Here is a 13,314-nt window from a genome sequence, read left to right as displayed (position 1 = left end):
GAAAGGTGACCACCATGAACGGCTTCACCCTCGACGACCTGAAGCGCGTGATGCGGGAATGCGCCGGTGAGGACGAGACCACCGGCCTCGACGGCGACATCCTGGACGCCCCCTTCGAGGATCTCGGCTACGACTCCCTCGCCCTGCTCGAGACGGCGACCAGGATCGAGCGGCAGCTCGGTCTGCGTCTGCCGGAGGAGGTACTGAGCGGGGCGAAGACGCCCCGGCTCCTGCTGGAGGCAGTCGCATCCGCCGACTGACCGTCGCCGGTGGCCGCCGCGAGCGGCGGCCACCGGTTCTGCGAGCCGACCCGAAGGTGAGAACCATGACCGACAGACCTGTCGTCCTCGTCACCGGAGCCACCGGGGCGCAAGGCGGCTCCGTCGCCCGCCATCTGCTGCGGACCGGCCGCTGGGCGGTGCGGGCCCTGACCCGCGACCCGCGCTCGGCGGCAGCCGCCGCGCTGACCGCTCAGGGCGCCGATGTGGTGGCCTGCGACCTGACCGACCCCCTCCAGGTACGTCGGTCGGCGACCGGAGTCCGGGCAGCGTTCCTGGTGACGGACTACTGGTCGCTGAGGGAGCGCGAGTACGAGGTGGCCCGGCACACGGCCGAAGCCGTGCTCCTCGCGGGCGCCGAGACGCTGGTGCACAGCAGCCTGCCCGAGGCGCACCGGCGCAGCGGCGGCGAGCTCCTCCTGCCGCACCACGACGGCAAGGCCCGGCTGGAGGAGGAGCTGCGCGCGAACGGCGCCCCCGTCTCCACCGTCCACCTGTCCACGTACTACGAGAACTGGCCCGCCCGCCGGCTGCGCAGACAGCAGGACGGCACCTTGGCCTTCATGCTGCCGCACGGGGACTCCCCCCTGCCCGCCGTCTCCGTCGCGGATCTCGGTCCGCTGGTCGCCGCGGTGCTCGAAGCGGGCAGCGCACTCCACGGCCAGGTGGTCAAGGCGGTCGGGGATCTGCTGCCTCCCGCCGCCTACGCCGCTGCCCTCACCCGGTCGCTCGGCGTCGAGGTCTCCTACCAGGACGTGCCCTACGAGACCTATCGGCAGCTGCCCCTGCCCCATGCCGGGGCCGTGGCGGACATGCTGGAGTTCACCCGGCGGCACCCCGACGTCACCCCTGAGGATCTGAGCCGCGCCCGGGCGCTGTACCCCGGCATGCGGACCTTCGCCGCCTGGGCGGATTCGGCGGCCGGCCAGTTCGAGCGGCTGCTGCGATGAGGCGGCGCCAGCGGTTCAGACGGACGGCAGCTCCGCCGGCCACACACCGGCCAGCATCGTCCGGGTGTCCCCCAGGAGCTGCGGGAGCACCTTCGTGTGACCGACGACCGGCATGAAGTTGGTGTCCCCGCCCCAGCGGGGCACCACGTGCTGGTGGAGGTGTGCGGCGATACCCGCGCCGGCCTCGGCGCCCTGGTTCATCCCGATGTTGAAGCCGTGCGCCCCGGAGGCGGCCCGCAGCGCGACCATGGCCCGCTTGGTGAAGTCGGCCAGCTCCACGGTCTCGGGGCCGTCGAGCTCGGTGTAGTCGGCCACATGCCGGTAGGGCACCACCATCAGGTGCCCGCCGTTGTACGGATACAGATTGAGCACGGCGTAGACCCGCTCGCCCCTCGCGACGATGAGCCCGTCCTCGTCGGACTTCGAGGGGATCTCGCAGAACGGACAGCCGTCCCCGGCCCCCGGGCCGCTGGGCTTGCTCTCACCCTGGATGTAGGCCATCCGGTGGGGCGTCCACAGGCGCTGGAACGCGTCGGGCGTCCCCACTCCGATCTGCTGTTCCGGCTCACTCGTCATGCCGGTCAGCATATTGCGTCACTCCCGGCGCGCGTGTCGCCGGGGGCGGCCCCGCCGGGGCACCGCGATGCTGACGCCATGAGCGACCGCCCCACGGCCCCCGACCCCGTCCGGCTGCAGGAATGGGAGCAGCGCACCGAGGTGCCGCTCTTCGCCGCGGCGCTGGTCTTCCTCACCGGTTACGCGGTCCGCGTCCTCGCCCCCGTCGGCGTCCAGCCCTGGCGTGACATCGCCCTGACCCTCGTCGCCGCCACCTGGCTGCTCTTCGTCGTGGACTACGGCGTACGGCTCAGGCTCAGCGGCCTGGGCCTCCGCTTCGTGCACCGGCACTGGCTGGACACGGCGGTCCTGCTCCTGCCGCTGCTGCGCCCGCTGCGCATGGTCAAGGTCTACACGGCGGTCCAGCAGCGCAGGAACGGCCCCGGGCTGAGCCTGTACGCCCGGGTGATGACGTACGCGAGCCTCACCGCCGCGCTCCTGGGCTTCTCCGCGGCGCTCGCGGTGTACCACCAGGAGCAGGGGGCGCCCGGCTCCACCATCCGCACGTTCGGCGACGCGATGTGGTGGGCGTGCGCGACGCTCACCACGGTGGGCTACGGCGACGCGGTGCCGGTGACCCCGGTCGGCCGGGTGATCGCGGCGGTCATGATGGGCTGCGGACTGGCGCTGCTGGGGGCGGTGACGGGGTCGTTCTCGTCGTGGCTGGTGGAGGTGTTCAAGCGGGAGGACGAGAAGAGGCCCCCGGGGAGCGCGTAGCTCTCCGGGAGCCTCCTCGGGCGTGGATCAGACCTGTACGCGACGCTCCACGACGTCGACGAGCTTGGCGATCGCTTCGTCACGGGCGATGCCGTTCTCCTGCGAGCCGTCGCGGTAGCGGAAGGACACCGTGCCCGCGTTCATGTCGTCGTCGCCGACGATGATCATGAACGGCACCTTGGCCTTCTGGTGGTTGCGGATCTTCTTCTGCATGCGGTCCGAGGAGGCGTCCACCTCGACCCGCAGCCCCTTCTTGCGCGCCTCGGCGGCGAACTCCTGGAGGTACGGGATGTGGGTGTCGCCGATCGGGATGCCGACCGCCTGGACCGGGGCCAGCCAGACCGGGAACGCACCCGCGTAGTGCTCCAGGAGCACCGCGAAGAAGCGCTCGATGGAACCGAACAGCGCGCGGTGGATCATGACCGGGCGCTGCTTGGTGCCGTCCGGTCCGGTGTACTCCAGGTCGAAGCGCTCCGGCAGGTTGAAGTCGAGCTGCACGGTCGACATCTGCCAGGTACGGCCGATGGCGTCCTTGCACTGCACCGAGATCTTCGGGCCGTAGAAGGCGGCGCCCCCCGGGTCCGGGACCAGCGGGAGGCCCTGCTTCTCAGCGACCTGACGCAGCGTCTCGGTGGCCTCTTCCCATGCCTCGTCCGAGCCGACGAACTTCTCCGGGTCCTTGGTGGAGAGCTCCAGGTAGAAGTCGGTCAGACCGTAGTCGCGGAGCAGGTTGAGGACGAAGGTGAGCGTCCGGTCCAGCTCCTCGGCCATCTGCTCACGGGTGCAGTAGATGTGCGCGTCGTCCTGCGTGAAGCCGCGCGAGCGGGTCAGGCCGTGGACGACACCCGACTTCTCGTACCGGTACACCGTGCCGAACTCGAAGAGGCGCAGCGGCAGTTCACGGTAGGAGCGGCCACGCGCGTCGAAGATCAGGTTGTGCATCGGGCAGTTCATCGGCTTGAGGTAGTAGTCCACCCCGTCGTCGAGCTGCATGGGCGGGTACATGCCGTCGGCGTACCAGTCCAGGTGGCCGGACTTCTCGAAGAGCTTGCCCTTGGTGGCGTGGGGCGAGTAGACGAACTCGTAGCCCTCCTCCTCGTGGCGGCGCCGCGAGTAGTCCTCCATGGCCCGGCGGATGACGCCGCCCTTGGGGTGGAAGACCGCGAGACCGGGGCCGATCTCGTCGGGGAAGGAGAAGAGGTCCAGCTCGTTGCCGAGCTTGCGGTGGTCGCGCTTGGCGGCCTCCTCCAGGAACGTGAGGTGCGCCTTGAGCTCGTCCTTCGTGGGCCACGCGGTGCCGTAGATGCGCTGGAGCATCGGGTTCTTCTCGCTGCCCCGCCAGTACGCCGCCGCGTTCCGCATCAGCTTGAACGCGGGGATGAACCGGGTGGTGGGCAGGTGCGGGCCCCGGCAGAGGTCCTTCCAGCACAGCTCGCCGGTCTTGGCGTCCAGGTTGTCGTAGATGGTCAGCTCGCCGCCGCCCACCTCGACGTCCGCGCCGTCGTCCGAGGAGGCCGAGCCCTTGATGCCGATGAGCTCCAGCTTGTACGGCTCGTCGGCGAGCTCCTCACGCGCCGCCTCGTCCGTCACGACCCGGCGGGAGAACTTCTGGCCCCGCTTCTGGATCTCCTGCATCTTCTTCTCGATGGCCTTGAGGTCCTCGGGGGTGAACGGCTTCTCGACGTCGAAGTCGTAGTAGAAGCCGTCCTTGACCGGCGGGCCGATGCCCAGCTTGGCCTCGGGGTGGAGCTCCTGCACGGCCTGCGCCATCACGTGCGCGGTGGAGTGCCGCAGGATGTTCAGGCCGTCCTCGGAGGAGATCTCGACGGGCTCGACGACCTCGCCGTCCTTCAGCTCGTACGCGAGGTCGCGCAGCTCGCCGTCGACCCGGGCCGCGACGACGGTGCGCTGCCCGGGGAAGAGCTCGGCGGCCGTCGTGCCCGTCGTCACCACGTGCTCTTCCCGCTCGGAATCGCGATGGATGATCACACGGACGTCTGACACCGGTCTCTCCTGACTGAGGGGGTGCGTCGCTCCTCTGGCGCGCGCAAGAGGAATCGTACCGAGCCGGGGGGCCTCGACGCGAAAGGGATACCGGGCGGGCTACTCCTCGTCCCCCGTGCACGCCTCCTCAAAGAAGTCGACGTTCTCGTGGAGCGACTTCATCAGCCGGTCCCGCTCGGCCTCGTCCACCTGCACCGGTGTGACCTGGGAGGCGCCGCTGAGCCGGCGGAAACCGCCCCGGTTCTCCAGCCTGCCCTCCACCCGCAGGGGCAGGCCGACCAGATGCGCGTGGCCCGCGATCCGGTAGGCCTCCTCGTCGAGCTGGATCCGTACGTGCGCGACCTCGGCCCCCGCCAGCACCTGCAGCCGCACCACGCCGGGCCCGCGCGGCCCGGAGCGGCGCAGCCGCACGACGGCTCCGGTGATCCGTACGGGAACGGCGGGCTCGTCCTGGAGGTAACGCACACCGGCCATACGGAGGGCGGGCAGGTCGCCCGGGGAGAACTCGACGGGTTCGGGGCTCGCGGGGCACCCCTCGGGCGTTCCGGCGGCCGGGGCCCAGGCCAGCGTGATCCTGGCGCCCTCGGCTCCCCGGACGAGGGCGACGACCGCCTCGGTCAGTTCCCGGCTTACGCCGGCGGCGACCGCGGTGTCGAAGGCTTCCATCCCGCCGGTGGCCCGCTGGTAGTCGACGGCTTCCCGTGCAGCGTGGAGCGCCGCGTAGAGCTGTACGGCGACGGCCCGCCCCGAGGTGACGGGGACGAACGCGGTGAGGCAGCGGCCGTCGGCGGCGGGCCCGACCAGGGTGCCGTCCAGGGCCCTGCGGGCTTTCCCCCGGTGCCGGGCACCGTGGTATCCGGCCCGGCCGCGTACGGCGAGGGATCCGGCGAGGAGGATCTGCCGGGCCGCCGTGCGCAGCTGGTCGGTGCCGGTCCAGTCGGCGGCCCCCGAGGCGCCTTCGGGGACGTCGCGCCACCAGCGGATCTCGTCGCTGGGCACGGTGAGGGCGACCAGGATGTCGCGGGCCGAGGGGGCGGCGCTGCGGGTGAGCGCGGTGAGGGCCTCGGCGAGCAGCTCCTCGCCGTCGGGGAAGGCGGTGCTGTCCGGCACGAGCAGGCTGGTGCCCCCGGTGGCGGGGCCGGGCGGGACCCAGCGGCTGTAGCGTCCGCCCGCGCCTCCGCGCCGGTGCCAGCCGTGCCGCCGCAGCAGTGCCCCGAGGACGGCGGGGTCGACGCGTGCGGGGTCGGGGGCCCCTCCGGGGCCGGGGTCGTCGGCGTACGGGTGCGCGCGGCTGCCCGCCGGGACCGTTCCTCCGGTGGGTTCGTCCGTCGGCCTGTGCATCAGGGTCTCCCTCCCGCCCCGACTCGGGCCATGATGTCGCAGAGTGCGCGGTCGTCGAAGATCCGCGAGGTCGGGATCCGCACGGTGGTCCGGTACCTGCCCGTCACCGGGTGGCCGGCCAGGTTCGTCCAGTAACAGCAGTGCCGCAGGTCGAGCCCGTCGTGTCCGGCCCGCAGCCAGTCGTCCTGGCTGCGGGGCACGAGCATCACGACCAGGATCTTGTGCACCGACACGGGGCTGCGCGCGAGCTTCACCAGGTGGGCGTTGTCGAGGGTGAAGGAGAACGCGGCGCCGGGCGGGCGCGGGGGGATCTGGTAGGTGCACTTGAGCTGCACCTTGATGGTCACTTCGTCGTCGACGGTGTGGTCGGGGGCGCCGTGGCTGACGTGCCAGTCGATGCCGTTGTCGGGAAAGGGCTGCGAGAGCGAACAGCCCGCCGCCGCCGCGACCGCGTGGAGGTAGCCCACCTGGAGGGTCTCCATGCAGGCGGTGGTGGCGAGTGTGCCGCGCAGTGGTGGTGCGTTCCGCTGCTGCGGCGGCTTTCCCCCGTGGTCCTCGGTGCGGGCGGGACTCCCTGGGTTCGGCTGCGCGAGCGCCATGGCTCCGTGCCTTCCGGGCTGTGCCGACCGGTTGCCCGGTCTCCGCTGGCGGGCCTGCCGACTTCCGTGCCCGTCCCTTGTGTTGTCACCGCAGGAGGCGGGCCGTAAACGGCGTATCAGGCATAGGGCGCGGGTATCACCGAACCGGGCAGAGGAATCCCGCCATCTGCCGTGCAGGCGCGAGGAGTTCGGGGATGATGCATTGGTTCGAGGGGCCGCTGGCGGCTTTTGACACCGAGACAACAGGCGTCGATGTCGAGGAGGACCGGATCGTGTCGGCCGCCCTCGTCGTCCAGGACATGGCGGGCGGCCGGCTCCGCGTCACCCGCTGGCTGGTCAATCCGGGGATTCCGGTGCCGCCCGGCGCCACCGAGATCCACGGTCTGACCGACGACCATCTCCAGCGCAACGGCCGTTGGCCCGCGCCGGTCGTCGAGGAGATAGCCCGGGCGCTGGCGGAGCAGTGCGCGACGGGACGGCCTCTGGTCGTGATGAACGCACCGTTCGACCTGACGCTGCTGGACCGGGAGCTGAGGCGCCACCGGGCGTCGTCGCTGGCCGGCTACCTGCGGAACAAGCCGCTCTGCGTGCTGGACCCGCGGGTGCTGGACAAGCACCTGGACCGCTACCGCAAGGGCCGACGCACCCTGACGGACCTGTGCGAGCTGTACGGGGTCCCGCTGGACGGCGCGCACGACGCGGCTGCCGACGCGGCGGCTTCGCTCGAACTGGTGCGGGCGGTGGGGCGGCGGTTCTCCGCCCGGCTGGAGCGGCTGTCACCGGCCGAGGTGCACACACTGCAGGCGGTGTGGCACGCGGCTCAGGCCCGCGGGCTGCAGGCGTGGTTCGAGAAGAACGGCGCGCCGGAGGCCGTGGATCCCGCCTGGCCGCTGCGTCCGGAGCTGCCCGCGGCGGCCTGAGGCGGGTTCCGGGCCGGGCGCCGGGTACGCGAAAGCCGGTCCGTCGATGATGCTGACGGACCGGCTTTTCCCGGGTGGGCGATACTGGGTTCGAACCAGTGACCTCTTCGGTGTGAACGAAGCGCTCTCCCACTGAGCTAATCGCCCGGGAACGGGTTGAACCATACAGGGCTCGGCGGTCTCCGTTCAAACCGCTTGCAGCCAAGCCCCCAGGCCGCGGTGTCCGGCGCGCATCATCAGGGTGTGGTTGGCGCGGAAGAAGGGGCGGCAGGGGACGGCGAGCCGGCGCAGCAGCGCCCTGCGTACCTCGGCCTCCTGCTCGTACACGATGCGGCTGCCGCCCTTGTGCGGGGCGACGGTCCAGCGTGCCCAGCCTTCGAGGTCGCCGCTCATCGCCGCTTCGAGGGTCCGTGCGGCGGGGTCGTTGCGGCGCTGCCGCAGCGTCAGGACGAGGTCGTACGGGAGGGACGAGCGGAAGCGGGCCCTGGCGGTGGAGTCGTCGATGCGGCTGATCCCCCGGACCTGGGGCCACCACCGGGGGTAGTCCTCGACGCGCTCCAGGGCGGCGTAGACGGCGTCGGGCGGCGCCGGCAGTTCCCAGACGCTCGTGAAGCGGTAGTGATTCCAGTCCATGGGTCCAGTCTGCGCGAAGGGCCTGTGCGCGGCGCTACTCAGCGGCGGAACTGAGTAGGGGAACGCATGCACGAGGGTGTGGCGGCCGCCACACTCCCGTACATGAGACATGTGCCGCCGCCCGCCGAGGAATTGGCGCTCCTCGATCACGAACTGGCCCGGCTCGACGCCCGTCGGCTGCAGTTGCTGGACCGCCGTGCCTGGCTGGTGGCCGCCCTGCGCGCGCCGGCCGCCCCGACGCCGTTCCCGGCGCCTGCCGCCAGGGCGCAGACCCCTGCCGTTCCGTACGCACCCTCGGCGCCCGCGCACGGCACACAGAACGTGCTGCTGGTCCTCGGTGGGCTGCTGCTGACGGTCGCGGCGATCGCCTTCACCCTGTTCAGCTGGGGCGAGATGGGCATCGCGGGCCGTTCGGCGGTGCTGGCGGCGGTGACTGCGGGCGCGCTGGTGGCGCCGGCTCTGCTGCTGGCGCGCAAGCTGCCCTCGACCGGTGAGGCGGTGGCCGCTCTGGCCCTGGTGCTGACGGTGCTGGACGCGGTCGCCCTGCACGCGGTCGCGGCTCCGGGGGCCGACGGGCTCGTGTTCTCGGCGGTCGCGTCGGCGGTGCTGGCGGCGGTGTGGACCCTGTACGGGCTGCTGCTCGGCCGGCTGCGGGTGCCGTTGCCCGCGGCCGTGGTGGCGGGGCAGTTGCCGCTGGTGCTCACCGCCTGGGCGGCGGGGGCGACCGCGACCGGCTTCGGCTGGGCGCTCCTGGTGACGGCGGCGGCGGATGTCGCGGTGGTGACGTGGGCCCGGAGGCCGGCGGTGCGGGTCACGGCGGCGGTCGGGGCGGGGGTCACCGGGCCGGTCGCGCTGCTGACCGGTCTCGGGTTGTCCGTGTCGGCCGGCGGGCCGCTCGCGGGCGCGGGGGCGCTGCTGCTGGCGGGCGCGGGGGTGGCCCTGGCGGGGGCGTGGCGCGCGCCGAAGGAGTGGGCCGTCGCCGCGGGCGTGGTGGCGGGCCTGGCCTCGGTGGCCGCAGTGGGCGGTGTGCTGCGTACGGAGCTGCCGTGGGACTGGTCGGTCGTGGTGTATCTGCTCTGCGGTATCGCGTTGTCGCCGGTGTTGTGGCTCCGGGTTCCGCAGCCGGTGGGCCGGGGTGTGCTGGGGGCGTCGGCCGCGGTCACCGCGGGTGCGCTGGTGTGGGCGCTGCCCGTGGTGGCCGCCGTGGTGCTGGGGCCGGTGTCCGTCCTGGCGGATGTGTGGTCCGGGGCGCCGGAGGGGTTCCGGGGTGCGCTGGGGCAGTCGGGGCCGTCGGTATCCGCCGCGGTCCCTGTGGTGCTCGTGGTGGTGGCGGGTGCGTCGGCCGCGCTCCATGTCCGGTGGCCGCGCTCGCTCCCGGAGAAGGGGTGGCGCGCCGCGGCGGCGGCCGGTGCGGTCGTTCTGGGCTGGGGGACGGTGCCGGCCCTGCTCGCGGTGGCGGATGTGCCGTACGCGGTGGCGGTGGGCGTGGAGCTGCTGATGGTGGGCGGGCTGCTGGCGCTCGCCGTGCGGCAGGGGTCCGGTGGCGTCCGGCCGGCCGCTCTGGCGTGCGCGCTCGTGGGCGCGGTGGGCGTGGGGCTGCTGGCTCTGGCCGCCGAGCCGGCCACGTACGCGGTCTTCGGGGGCCTGCTGGTGCTGTTCGCGGGCGCGGCCGCCCGGTCGGAGGCGGTGGTGGTGCGGTCGGTGCTGGCCGTCGGGTCGGTGCTGTGCGGGGTCGTGGTGGCTACGGCGGCGGGGGCGTCGCTGGGATGGAGCGCGCCGCAGTCGGCTCCGGTGGTGCTGGTCGTCCCTGCGGTGACGGTGCTGCTCGGGGCCCGGCTGCGGGTGGCGGCGGTGGCGTGGTCGCTGGAGGCCGCAGGGGCGTTCGGTGCGCTGGTGGCCATGGGGCTCGCGGTGACGGACGCGCCGTTCCTCGCACTGGTGCTGGCGTTGTGCGGGGTGCTGTCGGCGGGGAGCGCGGTGAGGGCCGAGCGCCGGCCGGCCGCGGGTCATCTGGCGGCGGCGTTGTCCGTGGCGGCGATGTGGGTGCGGCTGGGGGCGTCGGGGGTGACGGCGCCGGAGGCGTACACGCTGCCCGTGTCGGTGGCCGCGTTCGCCGTGGGACATCTCCGGGCCCGCACGGACCCGGCCGTGTCGTCCTGGGTGGCGTACGGCCCGGCCCTCTCGGCGACGATGGTGCCGAGCCTCGTGGTGGCGTGGACCGACGCCGGCTGGCAGCGGCCCCTGCTGCTGGGGGCTGCGGCTCTGGTGGTCACGCTGTCGGGCGCCCGTCTCCGGCTCCAGGCCCCGCTGGTGCTGGGCGGTTCGGTGCTGGCCCTGGTCGGTCTGCACGAGCTGGCCCCGCATGTGGTGCAGGTGCTCGACGCGCTTCCGCGCTGGGCGCCCCCGGCGCTCGCCGGGCTGCTGCTGCTCGCGGTCGGTGCGACCTACGAGCAGCGGCTGCGCGACGCGCGCCGGGTGCGGGAGAGCCTGGGCCGGATGCGTTAGGGCATCTTGTCCCCGACCAGGGCGAGGTTCTCGATGGCGGCGAGTCCGTAGAGCGCGGTGTCGTTGGTGTAGACCCAGTTGGCCTCGGCCCCGGGGACCGTGGTGACGGGGCCGGTCACCTCCTCGGTCTTCCAGGGGGCCGATTCCTTGTATCCGTCGCTGTTGTAGAACTTCTCCCAGGCACGGGCGGCGAGCTTCTCGTCGCCCGTGCGGACCGCGGCGTAGGCGTCCAGCCGTGAGTGGCCCTGGAAGAGGATGAGGCTGCCGAAGTCGGAGCCGTAGCGCGCCTTCTGCTCGGCCTTCGTCGCGTTGAAGTACCGGCAGTAGTCGAGGTACGCCTCCTCGAACTCCGGCACGTCGTCCCCCACGAGGTCGATGAGCTCGGCGCACAGCTCGTTCAGGCCGAAGACCGCCGAGAGGTGCGAGACGCTGACGACCGGTTCGGTGCCGACGGCGAACCTGCCGGTGTCGAGGTCGTAGAGGCCGCTGCCCTGGACGAAGCCGTTGGGCTGGGCGGCGATGGTCTCCATGGTGCCGAGGATGCGGGCCTCGGCCTTCGCGGCCTGCGGCCCGCCGCGCTCCCATTCGGTGAGCCAGGCGGAGACCAGCCCGCTCCAGTCGGTGCCGAAGCCGATGGACAGGGCGTGCCGGTCCGGTGTGTAGGGCTCGGTACGGATCTTGCGGAGCGGGTCGAGGGCGAGGAAGGTCTCGTCGGAGTCGACGTTGGCGCGCATCAGGTCGCCGACGCGTTCGTCGGCGGTGAGGAAGTAGTAGAAGCGCCGGTAGGTGGTGTTGGCGATGCGCTGCTGCTTGGCGCTGTCGGCGTAGTGCTGGATGCCGTGCCGGGTCCCGAGGCCGGCCCACTCGCCGAGGTGGTAGACGTCGACCTCGCCGGTGTGGCGGGTCATGGCCTCGGCGAAGCGGAAGATGTCGGCGCGGCCGGAACGCAGGTAGGCGTACCAGAGCCACAGGTCGGGTGAGAGCTCGGAGTTGTCCCAGGCGTAGCCGCCGACGTCGTAGCGCCACTGGTGGCGGGCGGGGTCGTAGGAGTGCATGACGTCGCCGTAGTCCCAGAACCCGTACCAGCGCCGCATGTCGACCTGGTCCTTGTAGTACGTGAAGAGGAAGTCCAGGTGGTCCTCGATCTTCGCCCTGGCCGGGGTCGAGCGGTCGACCGGGGAGAACAGTCCGCCGAAGACCTTCGCGCCGATCAGCTGGGACGGCGGCGCGACCAGCTGCGGGAGGGTGCGGACGGCTTCGGTCTGCTGGGCCAGGGCGGAGGCGCCGGGGGTGGAATCATGGGCCCAGAAGAGCAGTTCGCTGGTGCGTGCGATGCCGTACGGGGTACCGAAGCCGGGTTCGTAGTCCTCGTAGGTGATGTTGAGGCCTTCGAGCTGTTCGGCGTACGTGTCCTGGCCGAGGCCGTCGTGGTAGAAGCGCAGGTCCATCGGCTCGGCCTCGGGCGACCAGAGCCACAGGGTGACTTCGGCCGCGTCGGTGTGGGCGTCGCGGATGTCGAGCTGGGCGGGGAACTTCTCCCAGAAGTCGCGCAGGCCGAAGGCGAGTCCACCGCTCGCCCCGCCGACGTATCCGAAGCCGGAGGCCCTCCGGCCGCCGCCCGCCGCGATCCAGCCGTGGCCCTTCTTGGTGCGCTTGCGCAGGGAGAACCCGTCGGCGGACAGCTGGCTGAGGGTGTAGTCGCCCCAGGCCGGGATGAGGTGGAGGCGGCTGGTGACGCGCTGGTCCCAGGTGGCGGGGTCGGGGAGCTTCGTGCCCTCGAACTGGGCTGCCTGGACGGCCGCGCCGGGGTCGCGGCGCAGACCGGTGATGCCCTTCACGGCTTCCCGGAGCATGCCGGTGCCTTCGCCGCCGATGCGGATGTGCCGGTCGTAGGCCTCGTCCCGCATCGGGACGGTGAAGCGGACGCCGAGGCCGCGGATGAAGTCGCCGCTCGCCTTCCCGGGTTCCTGGGTGCCGTCGAAGGTGATGGTGTGCACCATGCGGAACGATTCGGCGCCGGCGTAGAAGTAGAGCCGCACCGAGAAGGGCAGCCAGGAGCGCTTTCCTCTGCGGTGCTTCCCTTCGATCCGGACGACGGCGCGTACCGGGCCGCTCTGTTCGACCTCGGTGGTGGTGACGGCGCTCTCGAACCGTTCGTACGCCTCGCGTCCCTGGTCGCCGTCCTCGATCTCGCCCTGCCGGATCAGGACGAGCCGTCCGTCCTTGGCGATCTCGGTGGAGCCCCGGGTGAGGGAGGTGATGAGCGAGGAGCCGGACTTCCCGATCCTCGCGGTGATGACGCCGGTGGAGACGGTGATGGTGGACCCGGTGCTCTTGACGGCGACCTTGTGGGCGGGGGCCGCGGGCGTGCCCGGGCCGAGGACGAACTTCTTGGCGCCGGCGGCTGCGGGGCCCACGGCGTGCGCGGTCCATTTCGCGGAACCGTCGGGCCAGGTGGCGGTCGTCCACGACTGCACGGGGACGTCCTTGCCGTCCTCGGTGGTCAGCGCGAAGGTCTGGTCCTTGCGGTACTGCCCCTTGGGCCAGGGCACGCCGAGCGTGGAGCCGGGCGCCGCGCCGAGACCGCCGGCCTCCAGCCAGGTCAGGGTGACGGGTTCACCGGTGTGCTCCGCCCCGGGGGCCGCCGCCGACGCGGGAGCGGCGCCGAGGGACCAGCTGAACTGTGCGGCCGCGCCGGCCGCTGCCGCGGCCTTCAGGAGCGTTCTGCGGGGCATCCTGGACATGGGTGTGC

At 72.3% G+C, this 13,314-nt stretch carries 11 protein-coding genes and 1 tRNA gene; 5 read left to right on the top strand and 7 right to left on the bottom strand.

Annotated features, from left to right (window positions below):
- Positions 1–14: 14 nt before the first annotated feature.
- Both AB0P41_RS11150 and AB0P41_RS11145 read left to right on the top strand, forming a co-directional pair.
- Positions 15–260, top strand: a complete 246-nt coding sequence (locus AB0P41_RS11150; RefSeq protein WP_356712457.1) for an acyl carrier protein — start codon at positions 15–17, stop codon at positions 258–260.
- 65 nt (positions 261–325) lie between these two features.
- Complete coding sequence (locus tag AB0P41_RS11145; RefSeq protein WP_356712455.1) at positions 326–1,228, top strand: NmrA family NAD(P)-binding protein; 903 nt, start codon at positions 326–328, stop codon at positions 1,226–1,228.
- A 15-nt stretch (positions 1,229–1,243) separates the two neighbouring features.
- Here the strand turns inward: AB0P41_RS11145 and AB0P41_RS11140 are convergent, their stop codons facing one another.
- Positions 1,244–1,816: an HIT domain-containing protein gene (locus AB0P41_RS11140; protein ID WP_356712453.1), complete on the bottom strand. Its 573-nt coding sequence runs from the start codon at positions 1,814–1,816 to the stop codon at positions 1,244–1,246.
- Between the two features lie 66 nt (positions 1,817–1,882).
- Between AB0P41_RS11140 and AB0P41_RS11135 the strand changes: the two genes are divergently transcribed.
- Positions 1,883–2,560, top strand: a complete 678-nt coding sequence (locus tag AB0P41_RS11135) for an ion channel (RefSeq protein WP_365931414.1) — start codon at positions 1,883–1,885, stop codon at positions 2,558–2,560.
- A gap of 27 nt (positions 2,561–2,587) precedes the next feature.
- Here AB0P41_RS11135 and thrS read toward each other — a convergent pair whose 3' ends face one another.
- The 3 genes from thrS to AB0P41_RS11120 all read right to left on the bottom strand — a co-directional run bounded on the left by thrS (position 2,588) and on the right by AB0P41_RS11120 (position 6,504).
- Entirely contained in the window at positions 2,588–4,564 is a 1,977-nt protein-coding gene (gene thrS, locus AB0P41_RS11130; RefSeq protein WP_356712449.1) for a threonine--tRNA ligase, read from the bottom strand.
- A gap of 99 nt (positions 4,565–4,663) precedes the next feature.
- Complete coding sequence (locus AB0P41_RS11125) at positions 4,664–5,905, bottom strand: hypothetical protein (RefSeq protein ID WP_365931412.1); 1,242 nt, start codon at positions 5,903–5,905, stop codon at positions 4,664–4,666.
- Complete coding sequence (locus tag AB0P41_RS11120) at positions 5,905–6,504, bottom strand: DUF4365 domain-containing protein (RefSeq protein ID WP_356712445.1); 600 nt, start codon at positions 6,502–6,504, stop codon at positions 5,905–5,907. Before AB0P41_RS11120 ends, AB0P41_RS11125 begins: the two co-directional genes overlap by 1 nt.
- A 194-nt stretch (positions 6,505–6,698) precedes the next feature.
- Here AB0P41_RS11120 and AB0P41_RS11115 point away from each other — a divergent pair, with 194 nt between their 5' ends.
- Positions 6,699–7,424 (top strand): 3'-5' exonuclease, encoded by a 726-nt coding sequence (locus AB0P41_RS11115; protein WP_365931411.1) that lies wholly within the window; start codon positions 6,699–6,701, stop codon positions 7,422–7,424.
- Between the two features lie 75 nt (positions 7,425–7,499).
- Here AB0P41_RS11115 and AB0P41_RS11110 read toward each other — a convergent pair.
- Positions 7,500–7,571, bottom strand: a tRNA-Val gene (locus tag AB0P41_RS11110).
- Positions 7,572–7,610: 39 nt separating this feature from the next.
- Positions 7,611–8,057 carry an SRPBCC family protein gene (locus AB0P41_RS11105; RefSeq protein ID WP_356712441.1) on the bottom strand — a complete coding sequence of 149 codons (447 nt, stop codon included), beginning with the start codon at positions 8,055–8,057 and terminating at the stop codon, positions 7,611–7,613.
- Between the two features lie 102 nt (positions 8,058–8,159).
- Between AB0P41_RS11105 and AB0P41_RS11100 the strand changes: the two genes are divergently transcribed.
- Entirely contained in the window at positions 8,160–10,562 is a 2,403-nt protein-coding gene (locus tag AB0P41_RS11100) for a hypothetical protein (RefSeq protein WP_365931409.1), read from the top strand.
- Here AB0P41_RS11100 and AB0P41_RS11095 read toward each other — a convergent pair.
- The gene (locus tag AB0P41_RS11095) at positions 10,559–13,306 is read right to left on the bottom strand and encodes a Tat pathway signal sequence domain protein (protein ID WP_365931407.1); all 2,748 of its coding nucleotides are present in this window, start codon (positions 13,304–13,306) and stop codon (positions 10,559–10,561) included. The genes AB0P41_RS11100 and AB0P41_RS11095 overlap by 4 nt on opposite strands.
- Positions 13,307–13,314: the final 8 nt, after the last annotated feature.

It is taken from the genome of Streptomyces sp. NPDC079167 (assembly GCF_040686735.1).
GTDB lineage: Bacteria > Actinomycetota > Actinomycetes > Streptomycetales > Streptomycetaceae > Streptomyces.
This window is presented reverse-complemented; position numbering and strand designations above follow the sequence as displayed.

Excerpts from the sequence above, each read along its gene's own strand:
- AB0P41_RS11150 (WP_356712457.1), top strand. The coding sequence starts at position 15 with ATGAACGGCTTCACCCTCGACGACCTGAAGCGCGTGATGCGGGAATGC.
- AB0P41_RS11145 (WP_356712455.1), top strand. The coding sequence starts at position 326 with ATGACCGACAGACCTGTCGTCCTCGTCACCGGAGCCACCGGGGCGCAA.
- AB0P41_RS11140 (WP_356712453.1), bottom strand. The coding sequence starts at position 1,816 with ATGCTGACCGGCATGACGAGTGAGCCGGAACAGCAGATCGGAGTGGGG.
- AB0P41_RS11135 (WP_365931414.1), top strand. The coding sequence starts at position 1,883 with ATGAGCGACCGCCCCACGGCCCCCGACCCCGTCCGGCTGCAGGAATGG.
- AB0P41_RS11125 (WP_365931412.1), bottom strand. The coding sequence starts at position 5,905 with ATGCACAGGCCGACGGACGAACCCACCGGAGGAACGGTCCCGGCGGGC.
- AB0P41_RS11120 (WP_356712445.1), bottom strand. The coding sequence starts at position 6,504 with ATGGCGCTCGCGCAGCCGAACCCAGGGAGTCCCGCCCGCACCGAGGAC.
- AB0P41_RS11115 (WP_365931411.1), top strand. The coding sequence starts at position 6,699 with ATGATGCATTGGTTCGAGGGGCCGCTGGCGGCTTTTGACACCGAGACA.
- AB0P41_RS11105 (WP_356712441.1), bottom strand. The coding sequence starts at position 8,057 with ATGGACTGGAATCACTACCGCTTCACGAGCGTCTGGGAACTGCCGGCG.
- AB0P41_RS11100 (WP_365931409.1), top strand. The coding sequence starts at position 8,160 with ATGAGACATGTGCCGCCGCCCGCCGAGGAATTGGCGCTCCTCGATCAC.
- AB0P41_RS11095 (WP_365931407.1), bottom strand. The coding sequence starts at position 13,306 with ATGTCCAGGATGCCCCGCAGAACGCTCCTGAAGGCCGCGGCAGCGGCC.